The 24922-nt window shown below is 59.5% G+C and carries 27 protein-coding genes; 12 read left to right on the forward strand and 15 right to left on the reverse strand.

Annotated elements, in window-relative coordinates; genetic code table 11:
* Positions 1-16: 16 nt before the first annotated feature.
* The 9 genes from R6W86_RS01680 to R6W86_RS01720 all read right to left on the reverse strand — a co-directional run bounded on the left by R6W86_RS01680 (position 17) and on the right by R6W86_RS01720 (position 8358).
* Entirely contained in the window at positions 17-187 is a 171-nt protein-coding gene (locus R6W86_RS01680) for a hypothetical protein (RefSeq protein WP_410327663.1), read from the reverse strand.
* 87 nt (positions 188-274) lie between these two features.
* Complete coding sequence (locus tag R6W86_RS01685) at positions 275-661, reverse strand: DUF302 domain-containing protein (RefSeq protein WP_410327664.1); 387 nt, start codon at positions 659-661, stop codon at positions 275-277.
* A 24-nt stretch (positions 662-685) separates the two neighbouring features.
* Positions 686-3043 carry a heavy metal translocating P-type ATPase gene (locus tag R6W86_RS01690; protein WP_410327665.1) on the reverse strand — a complete coding sequence of 786 codons (2358 nt, stop codon included), beginning with the start codon at positions 3041-3043 and terminating at the stop codon, positions 686-688.
* Positions 3036-3278, reverse strand: a complete 243-nt coding sequence (locus R6W86_RS01695) for a hypothetical protein (RefSeq protein WP_410327666.1) — start codon at positions 3276-3278, stop codon at positions 3036-3038. The genes R6W86_RS01690 and R6W86_RS01695 overlap by 8 nt, the downstream gene beginning before the upstream one ends.
* Positions 3279-3305: 27 nt before the next feature.
* Positions 3306-4661 carry an APC family permease gene (locus R6W86_RS01700; protein WP_410327667.1) on the reverse strand — a complete coding sequence of 452 codons (1356 nt, stop codon included), beginning with the start codon at positions 4659-4661 and terminating at the stop codon, positions 3306-3308.
* Positions 4662-4684: 23 nt separating this feature from the next.
* The gene (locus R6W86_RS01705; RefSeq protein ID WP_410327668.1) at positions 4685-5041 is read right to left on the reverse strand and encodes a hypothetical protein; all 357 of its coding nucleotides are present in this window, start codon (positions 5039-5041) and stop codon (positions 4685-4687) included.
* A gap of 175 nt (positions 5042-5216) precedes the next feature.
* On the reverse strand, positions 5217-5888 hold the full coding sequence (locus tag R6W86_RS01710) for a copper resistance protein B (protein WP_410327730.1): 672 nt from the start codon (positions 5886-5888) through the stop codon (positions 5217-5219).
* A gap of 68 nt (positions 5889-5956) precedes the next feature.
* Complete coding sequence (locus R6W86_RS01715) at positions 5957-7723, reverse strand: copper resistance system multicopper oxidase (protein ID WP_410327669.1); 1767 nt, start codon at positions 7721-7723, stop codon at positions 5957-5959.
* 77 nt (positions 7724-7800) lie between these two features.
* Entirely contained in the window at positions 7801-8358 is a 558-nt protein-coding gene (locus R6W86_RS01720; protein WP_410327670.1) for a cupredoxin domain-containing protein, read from the reverse strand.
* 202 nt (positions 8359-8560) lie between these two features.
* Here R6W86_RS01720 and R6W86_RS01725 point away from each other — a divergent pair, with 202 nt between their 5' ends.
* The 5 genes from R6W86_RS01725 to R6W86_RS01745 all read left to right on the forward strand — a co-directional run bounded on the left by R6W86_RS01725 (position 8561) and on the right by R6W86_RS01745 (position 12691).
* Entirely contained in the window at positions 8561-9226 is a 666-nt protein-coding gene (locus R6W86_RS01725) for a response regulator transcription factor (protein WP_410327671.1), read from the forward strand.
* Positions 9213-10550, forward strand: coding sequence for a sensor histidine kinase (locus tag R6W86_RS01730; protein ID WP_410327672.1), 1338 nt, complete (start codon positions 9213-9215; stop codon positions 10548-10550). Before R6W86_RS01725 ends, R6W86_RS01730 begins: the two co-directional genes overlap by 14 nt.
* A gap of 30 nt (positions 10551-10580) precedes the next feature.
* Positions 10581-11474, forward strand: a complete 894-nt coding sequence (locus R6W86_RS01735) for a cation transporter (RefSeq protein ID WP_410327673.1) — start codon at positions 10581-10583, stop codon at positions 11472-11474.
* Between the two features lie 11 nt (positions 11475-11485).
* Positions 11486-11944, forward strand: coding sequence for a Cd(II)/Pb(II)-responsive transcriptional regulator (gene cadR / locus R6W86_RS01740; protein ID WP_410327674.1), 459 nt, complete (start codon positions 11486-11488; stop codon positions 11942-11944).
* Positions 11945-12031: 87 nt separating this feature from the next.
* Positions 12032-12691 carry a cation transporter gene (locus R6W86_RS01745; RefSeq protein ID WP_410327675.1) on the forward strand — a complete coding sequence of 220 codons (660 nt, stop codon included), beginning with the start codon at positions 12032-12034 and terminating at the stop codon, positions 12689-12691.
* On the opposite strand, the gene R6W86_RS01750 is transcribed toward R6W86_RS01745, so the two are convergent.
* On the reverse strand, positions 12688-13605 hold the full coding sequence (locus R6W86_RS01750) for an AEC family transporter (protein ID WP_410327676.1): 918 nt from the start codon (positions 13603-13605) through the stop codon (positions 12688-12690). The genes R6W86_RS01745 and R6W86_RS01750 overlap by 4 nt on opposite strands.
* A gap of 187 nt (positions 13606-13792) precedes the next feature.
* Between R6W86_RS01750 and R6W86_RS01755 the strand changes: the two genes are divergently transcribed.
* The 6 genes from R6W86_RS01755 (at position 13793) to R6W86_RS01780 (ending at position 19352) form a co-directional block, all read left to right on the forward strand.
* Entirely contained in the window at positions 13793-14242 is a 450-nt protein-coding gene (locus R6W86_RS01755; protein WP_410327677.1) for a c-type cytochrome, read from the forward strand.
* Positions 14243-14257: 15 nt separating this feature from the next.
* A complete protein-coding gene (locus tag R6W86_RS01760; protein WP_410327678.1) occupies positions 14258-15673 on the forward strand; it encodes a cbb3-type cytochrome c oxidase subunit I in 1416 nt (471 codons plus the stop codon).
* Between the two features lie 61 nt (positions 15674-15734).
* Positions 15735-16685, forward strand: coding sequence for a 4Fe-4S binding protein (locus R6W86_RS01765; RefSeq protein ID WP_410327679.1), 951 nt, complete (start codon positions 15735-15737; stop codon positions 16683-16685).
* Positions 16686-16698: 13 nt separating this feature from the next.
* On the forward strand, positions 16699-18522 hold the full coding sequence (locus tag R6W86_RS01770) for a nitric oxide reductase activation protein NorD (RefSeq protein WP_410327680.1): 1824 nt from the start codon (positions 16699-16701) through the stop codon (positions 18520-18522).
* Positions 18523-18524: 2 nt separating this feature from the next.
* A complete protein-coding gene (locus R6W86_RS01775) occupies positions 18525-19100 on the forward strand; it encodes a cytochrome c oxidase subunit 3 (protein ID WP_410327681.1) in 576 nt (191 codons plus the stop codon).
* Positions 19101-19112: 12 nt separating this feature from the next.
* Complete coding sequence (locus R6W86_RS01780; RefSeq protein ID WP_410327682.1) at positions 19113-19352, forward strand: cytochrome C oxidase subunit IV family protein; 240 nt, start codon at positions 19113-19115, stop codon at positions 19350-19352.
* Positions 19353-19495: 143 nt separating this feature from the next.
* Here the strand turns inward: R6W86_RS01780 and R6W86_RS01785 are convergent, their stop codons facing one another.
* The 5 genes from R6W86_RS01785 to R6W86_RS01805 all read right to left on the reverse strand — a co-directional run bounded on the left by R6W86_RS01785 (position 19496) and on the right by R6W86_RS01805 (position 22966).
* The gene (locus R6W86_RS01785) at positions 19496-19870 is read right to left on the reverse strand and encodes a hypothetical protein (RefSeq protein WP_410327683.1); all 375 of its coding nucleotides are present in this window, start codon (positions 19868-19870) and stop codon (positions 19496-19498) included.
* Positions 19836-20624: a CbbQ/NirQ/NorQ/GpvN family protein gene (locus R6W86_RS01790; protein WP_410327684.1), complete on the reverse strand. Its 789-nt coding sequence runs from the start codon at positions 20622-20624 to the stop codon at positions 19836-19838. Before R6W86_RS01790 ends, R6W86_RS01785 begins: the two co-directional genes overlap by 35 nt.
* Complete coding sequence (locus R6W86_RS01795; RefSeq protein ID WP_410327685.1) at positions 20621-21424, reverse strand: PhnD/SsuA/transferrin family substrate-binding protein; 804 nt, start codon at positions 21422-21424, stop codon at positions 20621-20623. The genes R6W86_RS01790 and R6W86_RS01795 overlap by 4 nt, the downstream gene beginning before the upstream one ends.
* Positions 21381-22547, reverse strand: a complete 1167-nt coding sequence (locus R6W86_RS01800) for a cytochrome D1 domain-containing protein (RefSeq protein ID WP_410327731.1) — start codon at positions 22545-22547, stop codon at positions 21381-21383. Before R6W86_RS01800 ends, R6W86_RS01795 begins: the two co-directional genes overlap by 44 nt.
* A 74-nt stretch (positions 22548-22621) precedes the next feature.
* Positions 22622-22966 (reverse strand): c-type cytochrome, encoded by a 345-nt coding sequence (locus tag R6W86_RS01805; protein WP_410327686.1) that lies wholly within the window; start codon positions 22964-22966, stop codon positions 22622-22624.
* A gap of 222 nt (positions 22967-23188) precedes the next feature.
* Between R6W86_RS01805 and R6W86_RS01810 the strand changes: the two genes are divergently transcribed.
* Positions 23189-24916, forward strand: coding sequence for a cytochrome D1 domain-containing protein (locus R6W86_RS01810; RefSeq protein ID WP_410327687.1), 1728 nt, complete (start codon positions 23189-23191; stop codon positions 24914-24916).
* The last annotated feature ends 6 nt before the right edge of the window (positions 24917-24922 follow it).

Below are 24922 nucleotides of genomic sequence, written 5' to 3' on the forward strand. Positions count from 1 at the left end.
GTGGTTCCAAATCGAGTCAGCGCAACGCAGCTATCAAGGCTCTCAGTGGCTCCCGAAGGGCGCGGCGCTGGGGCCCCTGACCGGTGTTGCCAGCACTTGATGTGGAACCACCACACCTGCGCACTGGCGCCTTGGCCAGGGTCCCCAGCGCCACGCAGTAGGTCAGCGAATTAACCAGACGGGACACTAGCTGATGGAAACCCTCCCGGCTTTATATGCCGGGAGGGTTTGGTAGCTTCAGATCGGTAACAGATTACTCATCGTGCTGAGTTGGTCAGATCGCCTCGACAACCTCAGACAGCATGTCACGAACTTTCCCCGCAACCTGTTTGAGCTCGTCATTATCAATAGCCGTCATGGATGCCACAGGATCGATGGCACTGACCTCCACGCCGTCCGAGACTTCCCTGAGAATCACATTACACGGCAGCATGGCCCCGACGCGAGGTTCCAGGCCGATGGCTTCCCAGGCCATACCGGGATTACAGGCCCCCAGAATCCGGTAGGCGGACATATCCTTGTCGAGCTTTTTCTTCATGGTGGCTTTGACGTCGATCTCGGTCAGCACGCCGAAGCCGTGGTCGCCCAGGGCCTGGCGCGCTCTCTGGTCCACGTCCTCAAAATCCACATTTCTGATGAGACGGTTGATCGTGTATGACATGGTTATCTCCTGTGAAGCAAAAGTTTAATGGTTCGGTTCCAGCTTGACCACTCGCAGACGCAGTGCGTTGACAATCACGCTGACTGAAGACAGCGACATCGCCGCCGCTGCGAAGATCGGCGACAACAGAATTCCCGCAAACGGATATAAAACCCCGGCGGCGATCGGGACTCCGGCAGAGTTGTAGATAAAGGCAAAAAACAGGTTCTGCCGGATGTTGCGCATGGTCGCCAAAGACAACCGGCGCGCTTCCACAATACCCATCAGATCGCCTCGCAACAATGTAATACCGGCACTCTCGATGGCGACATCGGTTCCGGTCCCCATGGCCACCCCGACATCCGCTGTGGCTAGTGCTGGCGCATCGTTCACGCCGTCCCCCGCCATCACCACAATGCGGCCTTCGTCCTTCAGGCGCTGAACAATCTTGCCCTTGTCTTCCGGAAGCACTTCCGCTTCCACTTCATCGATATGCAGTATGCGGGCAACTGCTTCGGCCGATGTGCGGTTATCGCCGGTCAGCATGACCACCCGGATGCCGTCTTTCTGCAGGGCGGAAATGGCGGCTTCAGTGGTTTCTTTAACCGGATCGGCAATGGCAAGCAGGCCGGCAACTGCACCATCCACAGCCGCGAAGATCACCGTGGCCCCATCCTTGCGAAGCTGATCCGCCTCCGTTTCAAAATCAGCAGTATCGACGTTTTCGGATTCCAGTAACAGTCGGTTGCCGATCAGTACCTGCCTTCCTTCGATCTTGCCGGTTACGCCTTTGCCATTCGGAGAATCGAAGCCCTCGGCGTCCGGCAGCTCGAGACCCATTGCGGTGGCCTTCTCGAGGATGGCGTGAGCCAGCGGATGCTCACTGCCCTTCTCCAGGCCACCGGCAAATCGCATCAATTCGTCCTCGCTGAACGTCTTGGCGGGAACCAGCCGGGTTACCTGAGGTTTGCCCTCGGTCAGGGTGCCGGTCTTATCCACCACCACGGTATCCACCTTTTCCATCCGCTCCAGCGCTTCCGCATCGCGGATCAGCACACCGGATTGGGCGCCCCGCCCGACACCAACCATGATCGACATGGGCGTTGCCAGGCCCAGAGCACAAGGGCACGCGATAATCAGCACGCTTACCGCAGCGATCAGACCGAAGGCCATGGGCGGTGTTGGCCCGAAGTACGACCACGCGATAAATGCAATTATGGCGATCAGGATCACAGCCGGCACAAAGTAACCGGCCACCTTGTCTGCCAGCCCCTGAATGGGTGCCCGACTGCGCTGGGCACTCGCTACCATCTGCACTATCTGGGACAGCATGGTATCCCGACCCACTTTATCCGCCCTCATGATAAAGCTGCCCTGCTGATTAATGCTGCCGCCGATCACCTGATCACCGGATTTCTTGCTGACCGCCAGAGGCTCACCGGTCACCATGGACTCATCCACGTTCGAACTGCCCTCAAGCACCTCGCCGTCCAGCGGCACCTTATCCCCCGGACGCACCCGCAAGCGGTCGCCAACCTTGACCTGATCCAGTGACACGTCGGACTCGCCGCCGTTATCATCCAGCTTCCTCGCCGTCGCGGGGGCCAGATCAAGCAAGGCCCTGATGGCGCCGGACGTTTTTTCCCTGGCCCGCAACTCGAGCACTTGCCCAAGCAGCACCAGTACCACAATGACCGCTGCCGCCTCGAAATACACGGCCACCGAGCCATCAGCCTGCCGAAACGCATCCGGGAAAGTCTGGGGGGCCAGAGTCGCCACCAGGCTATAGATCAAAGCCACCCCGGTACCAATAGCAATGAGCGTGAACATATTCAGGTTACGGCTGACCACGGACCTCCAGCCCCGGACAAAAAACGGCCAGCCACACCAGAGAACGACTGGCGTGGCCAGTAGCAGCTGGATCCAGTTGGAGGTCTGCGCGGCCACCATATGGTCAAGGCCGGTCAGGTGTCCGCCCATTTCCAGCACCAACACCGGCAGGGTAAGTACCAGGCCGATCCAGAACCGCCGGGTCATGTCCCGGAGCTCTTCTGACGGCCCTTCATCGAGACTCACCTGCTCGGGCTCCAGAGCCATGCCACAGATGGGACAATCCCCCGGACCTTCCTGCCGGATTTCGGGGTGCATGGGGCAGGTGTATAGGGTGCCCGGAGCTACAGGCTCCTCCCGTTTCTGCTCATCACCGAGATAACGGCCCGGCTCCTCTTCGAACTTCGACAGACAACCTTCGGAGCAGAAATACCAGGTTTTTCCGCTGTACTGACTGCGATGCTCGGCCTTGTGGGGGTCTACAGACATTCCGCAAACCGGATCCTTGGCGAGGTGCTGGCCGGTTTCTCCTTCACCCTGTTCAGCATGATGAGCGTGCTGGTGCTCAGACATCCGACCCTCCTCGTTTATCCGCGGGCCATTCAGAAAATGCAAGGAAGTAAAGCAGGAACAGATTAATTACTGGAATCAGAATCAAAAGCCCCATCCAGCCCGGATACCCGGTTCGCTGGCAAATACGCCATGCCGGTATGACGACCACGATGGCGATCACCAGCATCCACAGCCAGTGTCCTGCCCACATCGTGTTATAAAACATGGTATTACCAAACGCTCCATTTCCCATCATGGCACTGCTCTCCCGGTCGATAACGTATTACTGGCGATGATGCGCGTGGGTTCCCTCATGCTCAGGTTCCCGGGTGCGCGCGAACCTTGTCAGGAAGACCTGTTCGGCAATGGCGATCACAACCATCGTTGCCACGGCCACACCGATAACGAAGGGGTCCGTGTTCAGCTTCACCCAGACAAAACCACCCAATGCCAGCATATCCAGAACAATCGCGGTCACCGGCACCCAGGCATTTGCCTTTACATCTTCCCGCAAATAGCGAAGCACACCCCAGTGGATAGCAATGTCCATGACCAGATAGAACACGATCCCCAGGGCAGCAATACGGGAAAGGTCAAAAAAGGCCGTAAGGACCAGCCCCAGAACCACAGTGTAGACCAGCGTGTGCTTCTGGATGGTTCCCGGCATGCCGAAATGGCTGTGGGGCACCAGTTTCATCTCTGTCAGCATGGCCAACATGCGCGAGACGGCGAAAATACTGGCCAGAATGCCCCCGGCCGTGGCCATCATGGCGATGGCCACCGTGAACCAGACGCCATACTCCCCCAATGCCGGACGCGCGGCAGCGGCAAGGGAGTAGTCCCGGGTCTTAATGATTTCAGACAGTGAAAGGTTGCTGGCAACGGCAAAGCCCACCAGGGTGTAGATCACCACACAGGCTGCAATGGAAATCACGATCGCGCGCCCTACGTTTCGGTGCGGATCTTTCACCTCGGAGCCACTGTTGGTGATGGTGGTGAAGCCCTTGAAGGCCAGTATCCCGAGCGCGGTGGCGCCCAGGAAATTACCAGCCGTTCCCGCTTCTCCCGGCGTCGAGAAATCCACCGAAATGCTGTCTGCGATCCAGACCCCCACCAGCCCGAAAATCAGTATCCCGCCGATCTTGAGGATACCGATGAAAGAGGCCACGCCCTGGATCATCCGGTTTCCGAGCAGGTTGATCAGAAAAGCGACCAGGATCAGTGATACGCCAAGTACCGGTACCATGCGCCCACTTTCGTCGCCACCAAACAGCTGCATGGTGTAGGAACCGAATGTTCGGGCCAGAAAACTCTGGGCGATCACCATCGAGAAATACATCAGCAAGGCGTTGAATGCCGTCGGTAAACGGTTTCCGTAGGCCTTGTGCAGATACATCCCGATACCTCCGGCGGAAGGCCAGGCATTGGAAATCTTGATATAGGAATACGCGCTAAAGGCCACGATGACCGCAGCGGCCAGGAACGCCAGCGGGAACAGCACACCGGTCATCTGTGCCATCTGGCCGGTCAGTGCGAAGATACCGGCGCCAATCATCACACCGGTCCCCAGCATCACGGTGCCTGGAAGGGTGAGACTGCCCTCCTGATAGTAGGTGGTTCTGTCCTGTTCACTGCCCATTGAGCCTCCTGTTATTTGCGTTTCTATTTGCGCTTCATAGGAGGGATTTTTGAACAACAAAACGGCTCATGGTTGGCATTGGCCCGGACATTGTCATCGGTGAACCGGTACCAGGCCAGTTTCCTGCGCGTCCACCAACCGGGTAAAAGCCGCCCCCCGTAACCGGCGATCAGCTCCAGCAATTCATCGATCGACCAATGAGTCCCGTCATAGGCCACGGACAGACGATCGCCCGGCTTGTGCTCGGCAAAGTCCACGCAGGGGTGGTGATTCAGTTCGTGAATGAAATCCTCCCACTGACTTTCACCCAGCCCCTCAACGATCAGCTTCCTGCGGAGAAGAAAGGGGCTCTGGCTGGTTACTTTGTTAGCTTTGGTCATGGCTGTCACCTCCCGACCTGTTTGCTTTACACTCCAATCACAACATCCGAAGCTGAATTGCGGCTGAAAATCCGCGGCCCCAACCGCCCTCCATTGACCCACATCAATCGGGCAGTAACAAAAAACGGGCCGGGCGGCTACCCGCGGCCCGTTCGTTGGAGTGTCAGAGACGGACTCAGAACGAAACCCTGGCTCCGATAACGGCAAACCAGTCCTCGGTGCCTCCGCCCTCGGCTTTCGCGAAGTCGGCGGTATCGCCATACTTACGCTCGTGGACGACGCCTACATAGGGTGAGAAGGAACGGTCAACCAGGTCATAGCTCAACCTGAGCCCGGTTTCTGTGGAAACCAGCCCCTTGCCAACACCAATTTCACGGTCCTCGCTGAACGCGACCGTGGCATCCAGGGCAGCGGACAGAATCAGGTGATTGGTGAAGAGCAGCTCATACTCTGCATCGAACTCGGCCGAGGTGTCGCCCTCGTCACTCACATACAGGCTGGCATCCACTTCAAACCAGTGCGGTGCCAGGCCGGCCAGCCCCAGCACGGCGTAGGTGCGGTCCGGTCCTTCCGGGGTATCGAAGCGGACACCGGCCTTGGCATCGAAGAAATCGGAAACCGGCGCCTGAAGGAGCAGCTGGTTTTCCAGCTTCTCGTAGGCCTCTTCTTCGATGGCATACTCGCCCTTGGTCAGCCAGCGGAACTTGAGATCGTCGGTGCCGTAAAAGGCATCGCCGTTCCAGACTCCCAATTCCTCGTCATCGTCGCTGTAACGGTACTCCAGTTCCTCGAATTGAACACCCCAGAGAGCCAGCGCCTCCTTTCGGCCAGAGTTATCCTGCGGCATATCGCTGCCCAATGCGGGTAACGAAGGCAAACTCAGCGCCAGCGCCAATGCAGACAGGGTCAGAGTCCTCATGCGTCACCTCCATCCTTTACAACCTCTACCCCGGCGGTGCTGCCCTGATCCGGACCGCCTTCGACCACGACCTTACGGAACATCCCGGACGCGGCATGGTAGGAGAGGTGACAATGGAAAGCCCACTGACCCGGCGCGTCCACCTCGGTCTCCATATAAACCGTCGTGCCGGGTTGAACGCTGACAGTGTGTTTCACCGGGTTCCACTCCCCGGCCCCCACATCGAGAATCGACCACATGCCATGCAGATGCATCGGGTGCGTCATCATGGTTTCATTCACAAACTTGAACCGGACCCGCTCACCGTACTGAAGCTTCAAGGGTTCCGCGTCCTCATACTTGACGCCATCAATGCTCCAGGTATAACGCTCCATGTTACCGGTCAGACGTAACTCCACCTCCCGGGTGGGTTCGCGATCCTCGTACATTGGCTTCTGGGCCCGCAGGTCGGCGTAGGACAGAAACTTGCCGCCACTTGCCGCCACGGGGACCAGACCACTGCCTTCGGCGTAGAAGGGATCGCTGGCACCACCCTCGGCCATGATCATGGCACCGTGATCCATGCCCGAGTGATCCATGCCCGCCATCGAAGTCCCAGCGTTACCGGCCATGCCAGAATGTTCGTCCATACTGCCCTGTCCCACTGAACCCTGACTCATGTTGCCATGATCCATTTCCGCCGCACCGTCGCCGGTCACCTTTTCGCCATCGCCCATACCGTGCATGCCGCCCATATCCGCCATGGTCAGCAGCGGCGCATCCCGAAGTTGGGGAATGGGCCCTTCCATGCCTTCCTCAGGCGCCAGTGTTGCCCGGGCATACCCCGACCGGCCCATGGACTCGGCAAAGATGGTAAAGGCCTCGGCGGTCTTCGGCCGAACGATGACATCGTAGGTTTCCGCCACACCGATGCGGAACTCGTCCACAGAGACCGGCTGCACGTTATTGCCATCGGCCTGCACCACGGTCATCTCCAGACCCGGAATCCGGATATCGAAGTACGCCATGGCGGACGAATTGATGAATCGAAGGCGGATGCGTTCGCCCGGCTCGAACAGCCCTGTCCAGTTCTGTCCGGGGCCCTTGCCGTTGATCAGCCCGGTAAAGCCCTGAACGTCTTCCACATCAGCCTTCATCATGCGCATGTCGCCCCAGGCCAAACGGTCCTGGAGGGTGGTCATGAAACCGTGCTTCGAGATATCGGCAAAGAAATCCCCCACGGTCTGCTGCTGACGGTTGTAGTAATCCGGCATCATTTTCAGATTGCGCATGACCCGGTTCGCATCGTGCGGGTGTTTGTCGGTGAGTTGGACCACATACTCCCGGTCGTAACGGAACGGCTCGCGACCCTCCGGTTCAATCACGATCGCACCATAGGCGCCATTGGGCTCCTGAAAGCCGGAATGACTGTGGAACCAGTAGGTGCCGCTCTGGACAATGGGAAACTCGTAGGTAAACGTCTCGCCGGCAGGAATACCGTCGAAGCTGATGCCCGGTACCCCGTCCTGCTCGAACGGGAGAATCAGTCCGTGCCAGTGAATGGACGTGGGCTCGTCCAGATTATTGGTTACATTGATCGTTACCGTTTCACCTTCCTTGAACCTGAGTACCGGCCCGGGAGACGCACCGTTGTAGCCGATGCCTTCTTTCACAAAGTCACCGGTGTCAATCATCACGCGGTCCACGGTGATGTCGTATTCACCGGCAGCCGCCATCACGGGCATAAGGAGCCCGAGGGCCCCTGCCATAAGGGCTTTTTTCATGTGTTGGTTACTCCTGAATACTGCACCGGGAGCACCGGGAAGGTGGTGCTCCCTTCTAAACTCGGCCTCGGGCGGGATCAGTCTGCACTGGCCTGGGTGTCGGCGGGCGACTCGACGTTCACGTCACCGTACATCCCGGACTGGTAGTGGCCCGGGATATTGCAGGCGAACTCCATGCTGGTCTTGCTGCTGAACGTCCACACGATTTCCTTCTTCTGGCCCGGCTCGAGCAGCACGCTGTTGGGATCGTCATGCTTCATGCTATGGCCGTTTCCCATTTCCATATTCATCATGTCCTCATTGAGCTTGCCACCCTGAATGACACCGTGCTCGACCATCATTTTCATTTCGTCCCGATGGGCTTCGTGCGTGTCGGGGGTGCCGATATTGAACTCATGCACCAGTCTGCCCTTGTTCTCGACCACGAACCGCACGGTCTCACCACGAACTACCTCAATCGCTTCCGGCTCGTAGTAGTTGTCATACATTTGCACCTCAATGGTGCGGGAGACATCGCTGGCATGTCCGGGCTCACCAATGTCACTGCCGTGACCATCACCGTGGCTGCCCGCAGCAAACGTAGTTGCGGTCAAGGGCATGGCCACAGCGGCAACAAAAAGCTTTGATGCATTCATCCCATCTTCTCCTGTGAAATACTGTGCGTTGGAACGCGGGTCGGCTCGCTCTGAAACTTGAGCAATGCCAAGAAACGATTGATACCATCTCGCACTAACCTGAATCCTTTCTGAAAATGACTAACAATTTAGAGTTCAGGCTTGATTCAGGTGAATCAGTGACACTGACGCGGCGGTCGAGACGCCGATAAGGAACAGAACCATGCGCCTACTGCTTGTTGAAGATGACCGCTTGCTGGCCGATGGCCTGGCCCGCCAGCTTGAGAAAGCGGGCTTCAGTGTGGATACCACCTCGATGGCCCGGGAGGCTGTCATACTGGGAGAGCAAGAAGACTACCGGGCGGTGGTTCTGGATCTTGGGTTGCCCGACGGGAGCGGTCTGGATGTCTTGAGAAAGTGGCGGGCGAACCAGGTCAACATACCGGTCCTGATTCTGACTGCCCGAGGCGACTGGCAGGACAAGGTGAATGGCCTGAAAGCCGGGGCGGACGATTACCTGGCCAAGCCGTTCCAGACCGAAGAGCTGATCGCCCGCCTCAACGCCATTGTCCGGCGCAGTGAAGGCCGGGTTCACTCGGTGGTGAAAGCGGGCCGGTTCGAGCTGGACGAGAACCGCCAGAGCCTGAAACTGGCCGATGGCACCGAGCATACCCTGACCGGCACCGAGTTCCGGCTGCTCCGCTGCCTGATGAGTCGTCCCCGGCATGTCTTCTCCAAGGAACAGTTGATGGAGCAACTCTACAACCTTAACGACAGTCCCAGCGAGAATGTGATTGAGGCTTACATACGGCGCCTGAGAAAACTGGTGGGGCCGGAGACCATCGCAACACGAAGGGGCCAGGGTTATCTGTTCAATGACACTGTTTAAAAAGCCGGTGTCCGTAAAGGGCACCCTGCTCGTCCTGCTGCTACCCGCCGGCATCGGCCTGATGGCCCTTGCGTGGTTGGTGCATGGGCTATTACTGGAACGGATGGCAAGGGAATTTGTTGAAAGCCGACTGAAAGACGAAGTGGCGTTCCTGGAGCACCAGATCCGGGAATCTGGCGGTCGCATCGACACACTCCAGACCGGCGACTACTTCCAGGAAGTCTTTCACCATGCCTTTGCCATCCAGTCTCCCTACCGCACCCTCATTTCCCCGGAACCCTGGACGCCTCTGCTGATGCCCCTGCTCGAGTCCGGGTCGGACGGTTCCACTCAGGTCGATAGCAGAGGGAATGCCGACAGCCCCTCCAGTATCCTGGCCTACAGGGAGTCGTTCCGGGTTGGCGACACACCCATTGTCGTGATTGTGTCCGAAGATCTTGGCGCCCTGAAACGCAGCCAGGCCGAGCTGCATGCGTGGACCGCCATCGTCTCCATTCTTCTGATCGTGCTGCTCGTAGCGTTGATCTGGCTGGGCATCACCCTGTCCATGCGGCCCGTCGTGACCCTCAAGGCTGCTCTGAAAAGGCTTCAGGATGGTGAAATCTCCCGCATTGCCGTTCAGGCTCCGGAGGAGTTCCAGCCCCTGGTGCAACAGCTCAACCAATTGCTCGATTCCCTCGACCAGCGACTGGAACGCTCCCGGGACGCTCTGGCGAATCTCTCACACAGCATCAAAACCCCCATCGCGGCAACCCGGCAGATACTGGAAGATACCAGCCGCCCACTGAACGCCCCCCTCAGACAGGAAATGGCAGCCCGACTCGGGGATATCGACAAACAGCTTGAAGCGGAAATGCGCCGGAGCCGGTTTGCCGGCCCTCAGGTGGGGAAAAGCGCCTACCCGGTCAAGCAGGCACGGGACCTTCTCTGGATGCTGGGCAGGCTGTATCCGGAAAAGTCCTTCGAATTGTCCTCCGAGTTGATGGAGGAACGGCGTTGGCCGCTGGAGGAACACGATCTGAACGAAGTGCTCGGCAATCTGCTGGATAATGCCGGCAAGTGGTCGGAGAAGACCGTCGAGCTCTCATTACTGGAGGAAGACGGCCGCATGATAATGCGGGTCGAGGATGACGGCCCCGGCGTTCACGCCGAATCCTTGCCTTCTCTCGGTGTCCGTGGGCTTCGGCTGGATGAACAGACTCCGGGCCACGGGCTTGGCCTGGCCATCGTCAGGGAAATCACCGAACGTTACGGTGGTACACTTACCTTTGACACCGGGGCCCGGGGCGGTCTTCGCGCCCTGATCGATATTCCCTGGACGTGAACCCGAAAAAGTGGATGGGCAATTCGGTTTATGAATGAAGCCAGAAGTGGTGAATGCGGTTGTAACTCAGACAATCCCGGGAGCCAAACACCCACGGCGCCCGTAACATCCGGCGAATGGGTCAGCCTGTATCGTATTCCCAAAATGGACTGTCCATCGGAAGAACGGATGATTCGCATGGCGCTGGACGGCTGTGCGCAGATCGGTGGCCTGTCATTCGATCTGGAAATCCGCCAGCTCCGGGTGCTTCATGACGGCGACGCCCAACCCGTGACCGACAGGCTGCTGCCCCTGGGCCTGGGGGCAACCCTGCAGGAGACACGCGCGGCGGATCCCGACGCCATCGAAGCCGCCACGGCAGCGGCGACGCGTGCCGGCGAAGAATCCGGCACCCTGAAGATCCTGCTGGCCATCAACGCGGTGATGTTCGTGCTGGAACTGACCATCGGCGTGATCGCCCAGTCCACCGCCCTGATTGCGGATTCCCTCGACATGTTCGCCGACGCTGCCGTCTATGGCCTGTCACTGTATGCCGTTGCCCATAGCCTCCGGATGCAGGTGCGCGCGGCCCATGTTGCCGGCGTTCTGCAATTGATCCTGGCCCTCGGGGTACTGCTGGAAGTGGGCCGGCGTTTCCTGCTGGGCAGCGAGCCGGAATCGGCGCTGATGATGGTGATGGCTCTGATTGCCCTGGTGGCCAACAGCACCTGTCTGATCCTGATCTCCAGGCACCGGCATGGTGGCGCCCACATGAAAGCCAGCTGGATATTCTCCGCCAACGACGTGATTATCAACCTTGGGGTCATCGTTGCAGGCGCACTGGTGGCCTGGACTGGCTCCAACTATCCCGACCTCGTGGTGGGCACCATTGTGGGGCTGATCGTACTTAACGGTGCCCGGCGCATTCTGGCACTCAAATCCTGAAGGGGGGAGCCTTGAGAATCGGAGCCATTGCCAAACAGGCGAGCATTCCCGTGGAGACCGTCCGATATTACGAGAAAATCGGTCTTCTGCCCGAACCGGTCCGTGACGCCAACGGCTATCGCAGCTACCGCCAGGCCCATCTGGACCGGCTGCTGTTCATCAAACGCTGTCGCAACCTCGATATGGCCCAGGACGAGATCCGCGAATTGATCCGTCTGGCGGAACAACCCGAGGCGGACTGCAGTGATGTGGATGCTCTGCTCGCCCGTCACCTGGATCATGTGCGGGAGCGCTTGAAGGAGTTGGCAAGTCTGGAGCAAACCCTGGAAAAGCTGCAGGCCGCCTGCAGTGACGGGGGCACGGTCAGCGAATGCGGCATACTCGGAGGGCTGACCTCCGAGCTCGACAAACTGGGAATGGCCAGTGACCACAACCACGTACCTGGCACCCACGGCCAGGGCCACAACTGACGACTCTCAGAAGCACCACCTCCGGGGAGTTGACCCTGTAGCAACTACAGGGTTTTTACTACAAGTAACTCACCATAGGAGGATACCATGGCCTGCAGTTGCTCGGCTCCCGAACCAAAGTCCCCCGCCCCCGGGTTCCGCAAGGCGCTCTGGATCGCCCTGTGGGTGAACATCGGCATGTTCCTGGTGGAGGGTATTGCCAGTATCCAGTCCGGTTCGGTGTCACTAATGGCTGACGCCATCGACTTCTTTGGCGACAGCGCCAACTACATCCTTTCCCTGAGCGTACTGTCCATGGGCATGCTCTGGCGTGGCCGGGCCGCCATGATCAAGGGTCTCACCATGGCCACCTTTGGCCTCGCGGTCTGGGCGCGGGCCATCTGGGTGGCGCAGAGCGGGATCACCCCGGAACCCCTGACCATGGGCGCCGTGGGTCTTCTGGCGCTGGCTGCCAATGTCAGTGTTGCCGTCATGCTATTCCGCTTCCGCGAGGGCGACTCGGACATGCGCTCGGTATGGTTGTGCAGCCGCAATGACGCCATCAGCAATATCGCGGTCATGGGCGCAGCAGTGGGGGTCTTCGGTACCGGCACGGCCTGGCCGGACCTGATCGTTGCCGCCATCATGGGCAGCCTGGCCGTAACCGCCGGCATCAGCGTGGTTCGTCATGCCCGCCAGGATATCGCCGAGGCCAGGGCCCGAGGTGTGGCACCCACGACCGACAGCTCCTCAAGCGCCGCACACTAGAATGCCAGGGAAATCATAACCGGGATGAACGCCAGGGCGAACAGGGTGGTCAGTAGCACCGTGCCCGCCGCCTGCCTTGGCGCAGTATCCAGCAAGGTGGCAATCACTACGGTGTTGGCTGCGATCGGTGTGATAGAGATCAGGAACATGGCCTGGTGCACGGCGGTATCGTAGATGCCCAGGATGTTGGCATCCAGCCACCAGAACAAAATGGCCACCAGCGGCCAGACCACGAACTTGCCGAAGAACGCGAGACCGGTGAAACGGATATTGCCGGCCAGTCCCCGGAACGAGGTAATGCTCATACCAATGATCATCATGCCCAGGATGCTGTATGCGCCGCGCAGGTTGTCGAACAGCGGTACAAAAATATCCGGAATCCGGAACCCGGACAGGTTGAGCGCCACCGCCACCAGAAAGGCATACACCGAAGGCAATTTCACCACCCGCCACAAGGCATCCTTGAGGTCATACCGGCCACGCGCCGCCAGATAGAACCCCACCGAATTCTCAAACAGCGTGGTGCCGAGCATACACACGATATACAGCCCCAGCCCCTCTTCCCCGAACAGCAGCAGAGCCACCGGCACGCCGAAATAACCGGTATTCCCGGAGCCCACACAAAGGGGAATGATGCTGGCGCTGCCGTCAGTAACCACCCGCCTCGCCAGCTTCAATTGGGCAATGCCAAGGACTGAGGATATCGCGAAGACCAGAAACGGGAGCAGGATCACTTCTGGCGACAGCGGCGCCGCCATCACCCCGGAAAACACCACCGACGGCGTGACGATGTAGAGCATGATCCCGGCGATATGTTTGCCACTGGCTTCCAGGAAGCGACCGGCAATCCACCCCAAGGCAACCGTGACATACAGCGGGATCAGCTTCAGGAATAGTGCCAGCGCAGCGGCCATCGAGGACTCCGGACAACAGGATTGAAGTTCAGCGCGCGAAGTCTATCACCTACCCCACCGGAGGTAACTCCCCGGCGCAATAGTGTGACATTCAGTAATGCTTGATAATCATCAACAGCATTTAAGATGCACCTTTATATCCTAGTGCTGTAGTCAGGTATTCCACAACGACCAAGGAGAGAGACCGATGGCCGAGCGCTTTACCAAAAGCATGGCCAGGAACATCTACCTGGGAGGCAGTGCCTTCTTCGTATTGCTGTTCCTGGCCCTGACTTTTGACACTCAATCACGGGCCATGCCCGAACGGGATAACCGGGACCAGCTCACTGAGCAGGTTGTCCGGGGCAAACATGTCTGGGAGAACAACAACTGTGTTGGTTGTCATTCCCTGATGGGCGAAGGCGCCTACTTCGCGCCGGAACTGGCCAACGTGTTCGACCGCCGGGGCGCCAGTGACTCCGAGGTCTTCAAGGCCTACATGAACGGCTGGATGAATGCCATGCCTACTAACGTGCCGGGCCGCCGGCAGATGCCGCAATTCAATCTGACCGACCAGGAAATCGAGGATCTGGCGGCGTTCCTGGAGTGGACGTCCAAGATCGACGATAACGGCTGGCCACCTAACATTGAAGGCTGAGGGAGCAGAAACGACATGAAATACGAATCCCAACGGGTCGCCATGCCCTACTTCATCTTTGCCCTGATCCTGTTCGCCGGCCAGATCGTGTTCGGCCTGGTGTTGGGTCTGCAGTACGTGGTGGGAGACTTCCTGTTCCCGGAAATCCCCTTTAACGTTGCGCGGATGGTGCATACCAACCTGCTGATCGTCTGGCTGCTGTTCGGCTTCATGGGCGCCACCTACTACCTGGTGCCAGAAGAGGCCCAGACCGAGCTGTACAGCCCATTACTGGCCTGGATCCTGTTCTGGGTATTTGCCGTCGCCGGCACCCTGACCATCCTCGGCTACCTGTTCGTGGACTACGCCACACTGGCGGATGTCACCATGAACAAGCTATTGCCAACCATGGGCCGGGAATTCCTCGAGCAACCCACCATTACCAAGATCGGTATAGCGCTCGTGGTCGTCGGCTTTCTGTTCAATATCATGATGACTGCCCTGAAGGGCCGGAAAACCGTCGTCAACATTGTGCTGATCACCGGCCTGATCGGCCTGGCGGTGCTTTGGCTGTTCTCCTTCTACAACCCCGGCAACCTGACCCTCGATAAGTACTTCTGGTGGTTCGTGGTGCACCTGTGGGTTGAGGGCGTCTGGGAACTGATCATGGGCGCCATCCTGGCCTATGTGCTGATCAAGCTGACCGGTGTTGACCGGGAAGTCATCGAGAAATGGCTGTACGTGATCATCGCCATGGCGCTGATTACCGGCATCATCGGTACCGGGCACCACTTCTTCTGGATCGGGCCACCCGAGTACTGGCTGTGGCTGGGTTCGGTGTTCTCCGCCCTGGAACCGCTGCCATTCTTCATGATGGTGCTGTTCGCCTTCAACATGATCAACCGCCGCCGGCGGAACCACCCGAACAAGGCCGCCATGCTGTGGGCCATGGGCACGGCGGTGATGGCATTCCTCGGCGCGGGCGTATGGGGCTTCCTTCATACTCTGGCCCCGGTGAACTACTACACCCACGGAAGCCAGATTACCGCTGCCCACGGCCACATGGCCTTCTATGGCGCCTACGTGATGATCGTCCTTACCATCATCTCCTACGCCATGCCGATCATGCGCGGCCGGCCCTACGGCAACAGCAACACCGCCCAGGTGCTTGAGATGTGGGGTTTCTGGCTGATGACCATCTCCATGGTGTTCATCACCCTGTTCCTGACCGGCGCCGGCATCCTGCAGATCTGGCTGCAACGGATTCCGGAAAGCGGCGAAGCACTGTCCTTCATGGCCACCCAGGACAACATCTCGCTGTTCTACTGGATGCGCCTCGTGGCCGGCTGCTTCTTCCTGGCCGGGCTGATCGTGTACTTCGGCAGCTTCTTGATCAAGGGCCAGGCATCCCCGGCTGAAGAAGTCCGTGGCCCTGCCACCGAAGACGCGTAAACCCACCCCTGAGCGGGGTTGCCGGCCGCCCGGCAGCCCCGCCAAATTCCGGATACCGACCGTGCAAGCACCAGCCGTCAATCCCAAGGACACACTGCAGAGGAACCGGCTGATTACCCGGGTCGGTTTCTTCGCACTGTTCTTGCTTGCACCGGTCCTCAACCTGTTTCGTTACGACCTGACCGAGACCCATTTCATCCTGTTCGGGTTTCCGCTCTCGTTCAACCTGAATCTGGACTGGGTCGCACACAGTTCACCGGCGGATGTTGCCGGGCAGATCCTGTTCTGGTTCATCCTTCCCATCCTCGTACTGGTACCTCTCGTACTGTGGGTTGCGTGGAAATGGGGACGGATCTACTGCGGCTGGCTGTGCCCACATTTTTCCGTAGTGGAAACCGTCAATCATCTGATGACCCGGATCACCGGCCGCCCCACGCTGTGGGAAGCCCTGAAGAAAGGCCGTCGCGGCAAAATCATCCATTGGGCGGGACTGATCCTGGTGTGCGGGCTGATCGGGTTCTCCTGGGCACTAGCGATGCTCTCGTACCTGCTGCCGCCGATCCCGCTTTATACCGATCTCGTGACCGGCAAATTGGCGTTTTACCCCTCGGTGTTCCTGGCCGTGGCCAGCACCGTATTCACCCTGGATTTCCTGTTTGCCCGGCACCTGTTCTGCAAGTATGGCTGCGCCTTCGGTGTGGTCCAGAGCATCGCCTGGATGACCAATGGCCGGGGGCGCATGGTGACCTTCGATACCGACCGCGCCGCGGCGTGCCGGGACTGTACCAAAGCCTGTGACGAAGCCTGCCCGATGCGGTTGCCCACCCGCAGCCACAAGCGCGCCAAGTTCACCTGCACCCAGTGTCTGCAGTGCGTCAGCGCCTGCCGTGAGGTGCAGAAAGACAATCCCGAGGGCAGCCTGCTGCACTGGGAGCCGGGCGAGCGCAATCGCCAGACCGTGCTGATTCCCGTGCACCAGCTGAACAGCGAACCGGCCAGACAGCGGGGATGACAAGGAGCAAGCAATGGAAGAATGGGTTGGCTACAAATGGCATGAATACATCACTCGCCAGGCCCTGGGGGAGTTTCCAGAACATGCCGTCCATCTGAAAGACGAAGCCCTCAGCCTGGGCATCCTGTTCCGGGCCCTGGGCGGTGATCCCGCTCTGAGTCTGGTAACGGCCGAGCCCCGTCATTTTCGGCTGCGCCGGCGGTTCCTGCACAAGCTCGCCGGCACCCATCGCAAGTTCGAACTGGCCTGGCGCGATGACCAGAACCTGCGACTGCCTGAGCGCGTGGCCCTGTTTCCTTCAAAAAGCCTGAACCGCGACCTCTACCTTTGGCTGGCGGCACTGGCTGCTTCACCGCAGCCGGCGGAAGATGACTGGTTCAGCGGCAACCAGGCCATGGTCCACGACCTTCTGGTGCGCTGGCCGGGGCTGGAGCGGATCTATCAGCGTCTGGTCAGCCACTCACTGCAGTGGCGCCCTCACCCGGAAGAGCTACCGCCGGGCGAAGCGGCCCGTGAAGAAGCCATTCGGCAGGCACTGATTCATCCTGGCAGCGTAAACCGGATTCCGGTTGCCGGCACCGACCCCTGGCCAGTCATTCTGTGGCTTTACCCGTCCCTGAACCAGGGACCTGCCAACGGCCAGGTGATCGGGGATGACAACACCCAATCCAGCCCCGGCGGTCTGACCAAGAAGCGCAAGCGCCGGCAGGCGGAACGAGTCGAGGGTTTCGACCGGGACCAGGGACTGATGATCTTCCGGCTGGAGAGCCTCTTCTCCTGGACCGAATTCATCCCCGTGGACCGGGCCGGCGACGACACCGAGGAGGAAGATGCCGAGGCCGTAGCCGACGACATGGACATGATTTCCGTCTCCAACGACCGTCGCGAAACCTCTTCCTCCATCAAGTTCGACCTGGACCTGCCCTCGGAAGAAAACGACGACCTGCGCCTGGGCCCCGGCATTCATCTGCCGGAGTGGGACTGGCGCAGCCAGAGTTACCGGGAGAAATTCTGCTGCCTGCAGCCCATGCTGGCACGGGATGCCCAGCCGGCAGAGCTGCCTGAACCGCTGCGGCGACCCGCCAAGCGCCTGCAACGGCAATTCAGTGCCCTGAAACCGCTCAAACAGTGGCAGAAGCGCCAGGTGGAGGGCGAGGAACTGGATCTCGATGCCTGCCTGGAGCGGGAGGTCCAGAACCGACAGCGCCAGGGCGCCATCGACCAGAAACTGTTCCGGCGCTGCCAGCAGAGCCAACGGGACCTGGCCTGCCTGGTGCTGGCCGATGTATCCCTGTCCACCGAAACCTATATCAACAACCACCAGCGCGTGATCGACGTGGCCCGGGACGGCCTGCAACTGCTCAGCGAGGCGCTGCAGGCAAGCCGTGACCCGTTCGCCCTGTTCGCCTTCTCCTCCCGGCGCCGAGACCATGTGCGTTTTCATCACCTCAAGGGCTTCGACGAGGCCTATACCGGCACCATCCGGGGCCGCATCCAGGCCCTGGAGCCGGGTTACTACACCCGCATGGGCACGGCCATCCGCCAGGCCACCCGACTACTCCAGGCCCGCCCCGAGCATCAGAAGATCCTGCTGCTGCTCACCGATGGCAAGCCCAACGATCTGGATCTGTACGAAGGCCGTTATGGCGTGGAAGACACCCGCATGGCGGTGCAGGAAGCCCATAAGGCCGGTCTGACCCCGTTCTGTGTCACCATCGACGACGAGGCCAGCGAATACCTGCCCTATGTGTTCGGCAGCAACCACTACGTGGTCATCCGGGACCCGGCCCAGCTGCCGCTGCAACTGCCCAAACTCTACCTTAACCTGACCCGATGACCATGAACGACCTGACTGCGACCAAGGCCAGACACCTGCCCGGTGATATCGCTGTGTGGATGTTCATCTTTGCCGAACTGGCGGTATTCGGCATCCTGTTCATCGGGTTCACCGTGGCCCGCAGTCTTGATCCGGCCACCTTTCATGCCGGCCGCGAAATGCTGCATCCGTGGATTGGCCTGCTCAATACCGTGGCGCTGATCACCGCCAGCTATCTGGTAGCCACCGCAGTGCACCGGCTCCGTCACAGCGAACAAGGAAGCCGGCTGCGACTCTGGCTCGCGCTGGCAGTGTCCAGCGTCTACACCATCGGCAAACTCTGGGAATACGCCGACCTGTATGGCCAGGGCTATAACCTGGGTACCGACACCTTCTTCATGTTTTATTTCTTCCTGACCTTCTTCCACTTCATGCATGTGCTGCTGGGGCAGATCATCCTGGTCGTCCTGGCAGTGAAAGTCGGCAACGGCGACTACGACGGTACCGACATGAATGGCATGGAGTCCGGTGCCTCCTACTGGCACATGGTAGATCTGGTGTGGCTGGTGCTGTTTCCGATGGTTTATGTGCTGGCGTGAGGAGAAACTGACATGCTGACGATTTACCTGGCCCTGATGGTCTGCACCGCGTTGCCAGTCATCGCCCTGCAAACGGGGCTGGGGCCCGAGCTCCTGGCCTGGCTGGTGTTCGCGCTGATTGTCGTAAAGGCGATGTTGCTGGTGGATCACTTTATGGAAATGCGAAAAGCTCCACGAGGCTGGCGCCTCGCTGCCCAAGCCTGGGCGCCGGTGGTGGTGGCGGTGATCGCCGGGTTTCATGCGGCGAGCTAGTGTCCCATCTGGGGTGTTTCCGGCGTGAAAATGGGGTCAGATGAAGGCTTTCATCAGACCCCGGAGTAAACCCGCGAGCTGGGCGGAACCTGGGGGCGGGTAGCGGAGTTATCATAGAAGTCGCAAAGCGCCATACTCTCAGGCTACAACCACCTGGCAGGAAACAACGGCCGCTTGTCAGCCATCGCCTGCGCCAACGCCACCATCCCCCACAGTACAAACCCGGTATGCAGCACGATTGCCCACACCAAGCCAAAGCTCCAGAAGTGCCCGGTATTACCAAGAGTCAGCCAGGCCACGCCCACGCCGGAACTGATCAACACCGCACCGACCACCGACATAACCAGTGCCGCCCGGGTATGGGCCCTTCGCAGCGGATGGTCACCCTCGCCATGAAGATACAACCACACCAGCACAGCAAACCCGATCACCGGAATCGCCAAAAGATTCAGCAGATACCAGATAACCGGGACGACCGCGCCGCTAGCCGCTTTCTCCCGGCCGCCCGAATACCGCATACACCACCTCCATGAGTGCTGCCACCGTGGCTTCATCATCCGACAACGGCTCGATCATGCCAGCCCGCACCGCGTCCAGCGGTGGCAGGCCTGCCTTGATCATCATCGCCGAGTGTATCAACAGGCGCGTAGACGCCGCTTCTTCCAGATCGTGATCCTTCAGGTTCCTCAATGCCGACGCCAGACTCACCAACTGCTTGGAAAGATCCCGGTCGCAACCGGCTTCCTCGGCGACAATGGTCTGCTCTGTCTCCTCGGAGGGATACTCGAACCGCAGCGACACGAAGCGCTGCCGGGTGCTCGGCTTCATGCCCTTAAGCAGGCTCTGATACCCCGGGTTATAGGACACCACCAGCATGAATCCGGGCGCCGCCTGCAGCAGTTCACCGGTGCGTTCGATGGGTAGTTCCCTGCGGTCGTCGGCCAGCGGGTGGAGTACCACCGTGGTGTCCTTCCGGGCTTCCACCACCTCGTCCAGGTAGCAGATCCCCCCTTCCCGGACCGCCCGTGTGAGCGGGCCATCCTGCCAGTAGGTGCCATCGGGACCAATCAGATGCCGCCCCACCAGGTCTGCCGCCGTCAGGTCATCGTGACAAGCTACGGTGTACACCGGCCGATCCAGCCGCTCCGCCATATAGCGGACAAAGCGGGTTTTTCCGCAGCCGGTGGGGCCCTTGATCAATACAGGCAGGCCGTTGTCGGCCGCGGCCTGGAAAAGTTCGATCTCATTGCCAACCGGTTGATAAAACGTCATTGGGAACCTTCCTCTGAATCCAGGCGCTCAGGCCTGCTAAAACCATGAACCCATTCGGGAAAAACCGCGAAGATCTGGCGATCACCACTTCGGGTGAGCCCCGCCAGAGCATCTTCGCAAAGCAGGGCCGACATGTTCCAGCCCGCTCCCCGATACCATCCGCCCGCGGAAACGGGCCTGCCGGTCCAGGTAACAACCAGACCATTTTTCTCCAGCATCGGCTCGACAAAGCCCGCCTCCGATACCGCTGCATGGGTGTTATTGTGCAGTAACAGGCCCAGCGCCGAGCTGTAGTCGCCGGCTTCATAAAGCTGCTGCCGTGTCGGCTTCACGCCAACTTTCGCCAGGGCCGCCAGGGCCAACCGGGAACCAAGCGGATCCCGACCTGCCACTGTCGCCAGGTCTCGCCCGTCCAGCTCGGCGGTTGAACCTACCCCCGCCGTTCGCCGGGTCACCCAGACAGGCGTGGGCCGATTACCGTTCCGGTTGGTTGCCATCAGCACCGGCTCTTTGTCGGACCCGCTCTCACCGAGCCGGAACTCAAGCACGACATCCTGTTCAGACTCACCAAAACGCACGTCCGCCGAACAGCCGGCCTGCGCCAGAAAACTGGTCAGACGGTGGCGCGCAACGGCGGTCACCTCCGTGACAGACTCGATGCTGATTGCCAACGGCGACGGATTTCCCGCTGCACCAGAGCCTCCCGACACTGCCATGCCAAACACCAGTGCCAGGACAACCCGGCCCCGATGATGGTTACAGGCCAAGCGCATGGGCCCGGCTGGTAAAGAAGATGCCACTGGGCTTTTCCGCATCAAGCGTTGCCACCGGCTCCAGTGTCCGGGTGCTGTACACCGTCACCCGATTGCTGTCCCGGGCAGACACCCAGACCTCCTCGCCTCTGGGGGTGAATTCCATATGCAGTACCGCCTTGCCCGGTGCCAGCGTCCGGATAATCTTCCGGCTCTGGCTGTCGATCACCTGGATAACATCATTCTTCGGGTGCGCAAAGCTGACCCAGATCTGCCGGTTGTCGGGACTGGCCATCACAAACACCGGCTGACCCTGCACGGGAATCCGGTCCAAAAGTGACCAGTCATCCATCTTCGCCACAAGCACCTGGTGGTGCCCGACCGCCGGGAAAAACGCCCGACCATCGGCGATGGCCCAGCCCTCCAGGTGGGGCATCTTGTACACCGGCAGTTTCTGCTCGCCCTTGCCATAATCCGGCAGGATCTCGGTTACCCCCTGCTCCGGATTCCACAGATCCAGCATGGACAGTCCGTCCTCGCCGAACAGACCGGCAATGTAGTGGCGACCGTCCGGGGTAATCAGTGCATCGTAAGGGGCTTTGCCGGCATCGAACTTGCGAACCACGGGCTCGGAATCGGCCATGTCCAGGGTCCAGATTTCGCCCGCATCAAACAGGCTGAACACAAACCGGTTCCCCGGTGCATCCACCAGCCCCACGGTCTTGGATTGTACCGTCTTGCCCTCGGCGTCGGCGTAGCTGGCCGGAATATCCATCACCAGCTCCAGGGTCTCGCTGTCAAAAACCTTCACACCTCCGGGCTCGTAGTTGGAGACCGCCACGAACCGACCATCCTGCGAGATGGCGCCACCAATGCTGTTGCCGGACTGGATTACGCGGTTGACGACGGCACGGGTCAGCAAATCTACCTTGGTCAGCCCGCCATCCCGGCCGAACACATAGCCATAGCGACCATCCCGAGAGTACACCACCGAGGCGTGGGAGAGATCCCCGAGCCCCTCAATCCGCCCGAGCCTATTGTGCTGACTGGTATTGACGACCAGTACCGAGCCGGTCGCCCGCTCGATAATCAACCCCAGATCGCCAGTGCCCATCAGTTGCTGGGCGGGCGAGGCCGGCGTAAACAACTGGCATCCCGAGAGCGTTGCCATCAGTAGCACCAGCAGCAGACGCTGGAAAATGTGTCCGGGATGATGATCCATTGCTTGGTGAACCTCCACGTGGGTTATTGAGGTGAAACCAGGGTGCCTGCCTTCAGTTGCCGGCTGATCCAGTCAATCTCTTCAGGCGTCAGAAGTGGCTTCCAGGGGGGCATGGCAGTGTCCGGCACACCCTCGCGGATGATCGCCGCAATGGCTTCCGCCGGCAGTCGCTCCAGGTTCTCCGGGCGCAGTGGCGGCCCCAGCCCTCCCTTCAGGGTCATGCCATGACAGGAGCCGCAGTCCTGCAGTACCAGGTTGGTCAGGTCCGACTCGGTACGACCGCTACTCCCGGCCGCGAAGGCGGGTAACAACAGAAAGGTAAACAGCCGGACCCCCAGCGCTCCCGCCCAGCCTGTGTTTCTGCCCATTTACCCGCTCCCATTGTCACACATAGGTCAGGCCCATCGTCCCAACGGCTTACAACCTCATCCTTGATATTGATTAAAAGCGCACGCAAAGGCCAGGAATCATTGGGCATACCACCTGTTGGGTAGAGGGCTGACAAATGACATATGTCTGACTTAAATCAATGTTCATGAGGCCGAAGAGGCGAAACCTAAAGGGACTCTTAAATTCGAGGAGAAAGTCTGATGAGAGTATCGCGCATAATCTTTAAACCCCTGGCTCTGGCGGTGACCGTTGCGTCGTTTGGCGCCCTTGCTGCCACTGATGCCACGAAACATCCCGATGATTCAGCATCCACAGCCTATGAAGGCACGGCCAGTAGCGTAGAGCCCGGCTCGGCCAAGGTTGTCCGCTCCCCCGGAGCACCCGACCTGACCGATACCGATTTCGAAAAAGCCAAGGAAATCTATTTCCAGCGTTGCGCCGGTTGTCACGGCGTACTGCGCAAAGGGGCAACCGGCAAGCCCCTGACGCCGGACATCACGCAGGAGCGGGGCATCGATTATCTGAAGGCCTTTATCACCTACGGCTCCCCTGCGGGCATGCCGAACTGGGGCACTTCCGGTGATCTCACCCCGGAAGAAGTCGAGCTGATGGCCAAGTACATCATGCATGAGCCCCCCCAACCTCCCGAGTTCAGTCTGGCTGACATGAAGGAGACATGGGAAGTAATCGTTCCACCGGAGGATCGCCCGACCAAGCAGATGAACGATCTGGATCTGGAGAATATCTTCAGTGTCACCCTGCGTGACGCCGGCAAGATTGCACTGATTGATGGTGACTCCAAGGAAGTCGTTAACATCATCGACACCGGCTACGCGGTGCACATCTCCCGAATGTCTGCCTCTGGCCGTTACGTGATGGTTATCGGCCGCGATGCCCTGATCAACATGATCGACCTGTGGATGGAAGAGCCGCAAACCGTTGCCAAGATCAAGGTTGGCATGGAAGCACGTTCTGTCGAAACCTCCAAGTACAAAGGCTGGGAAGACAAGTACGCCATTGCCGGCACCTACTGGCCGCCACAGTTCGTAATCATGGATGGCGACACCCTTGAGCCGAAGAAAATCGTTGGCACCCGAGGCATGACCGTGGGAGACCAGGAATACCATCCCGAGCCGCGGGTTGCAGCCATTGTCGCTTCCCATGCGCATCCGGAGTTCATCATCAACGTCAAGGAAACCGGCAAGGTCATGCTGGCCAACTATGAAGATCTGGACAATATGACCATCACCTCCATTGATGCAGCCAAATTCCTGCACGATGGTGGCTGGGACGCCAGCATGCGCTACTTCATGTCTGCGGCCAACAACTCCAACCAGATTGCGGTTGTTGATGCCCAGGACCGTAACCTCGAAGCGCTGGTCGACGTAGGCCAGATCCCGCACCCGGGTCGTGGTGCCAACTTCGTGGATCCCGAGCATGGCCCTGTCTGGGCGACCTCTCACCTGGGTGACCATACCATCCAGATGATCGGTACCGATCCGGAAGGTCATCCGGACAAAGCCTGGAAAGTGGTTCGCACGGTTAATGGTCAGGGTGGTGGCTCACTGTTCGTGAAGACCCATCCGAAATCCGACAACCTTTGGGTAGACACCTCACTGAACCCGAACGAAGCGGTGAGCCAGAGTGTAGCCGTATTCGACATCAATGACTTTGATGCCGGCTACGAAGTGCTGCCGCTTGCTGAATGGGCAGACTTGGGCGAAGGCCCCAAGCGCGTGGTTCAACCGGAATACAACAAGGCAGGCGACGAAGTCTGGTTCTCTATCTGGAACACTCAGGACAAGAAATCCGCCATTGTTGTGGTTGACGACAAGACACGTAAGCTAAAGAAGGTGATTAAGGGCGACTACCTGGTCACCCCGACCGGTAAGTTCAACACTTACAACACCCAGCACGACGTGTACTGACCCGTT

Origin of the sequence: Marinobacter sp. (assembly GCF_046484525.1) — a bacterium.
Taxonomy (GTDB): Bacteria; Pseudomonadota; Gammaproteobacteria; order Pseudomonadales; family Oleiphilaceae; genus Marinobacter.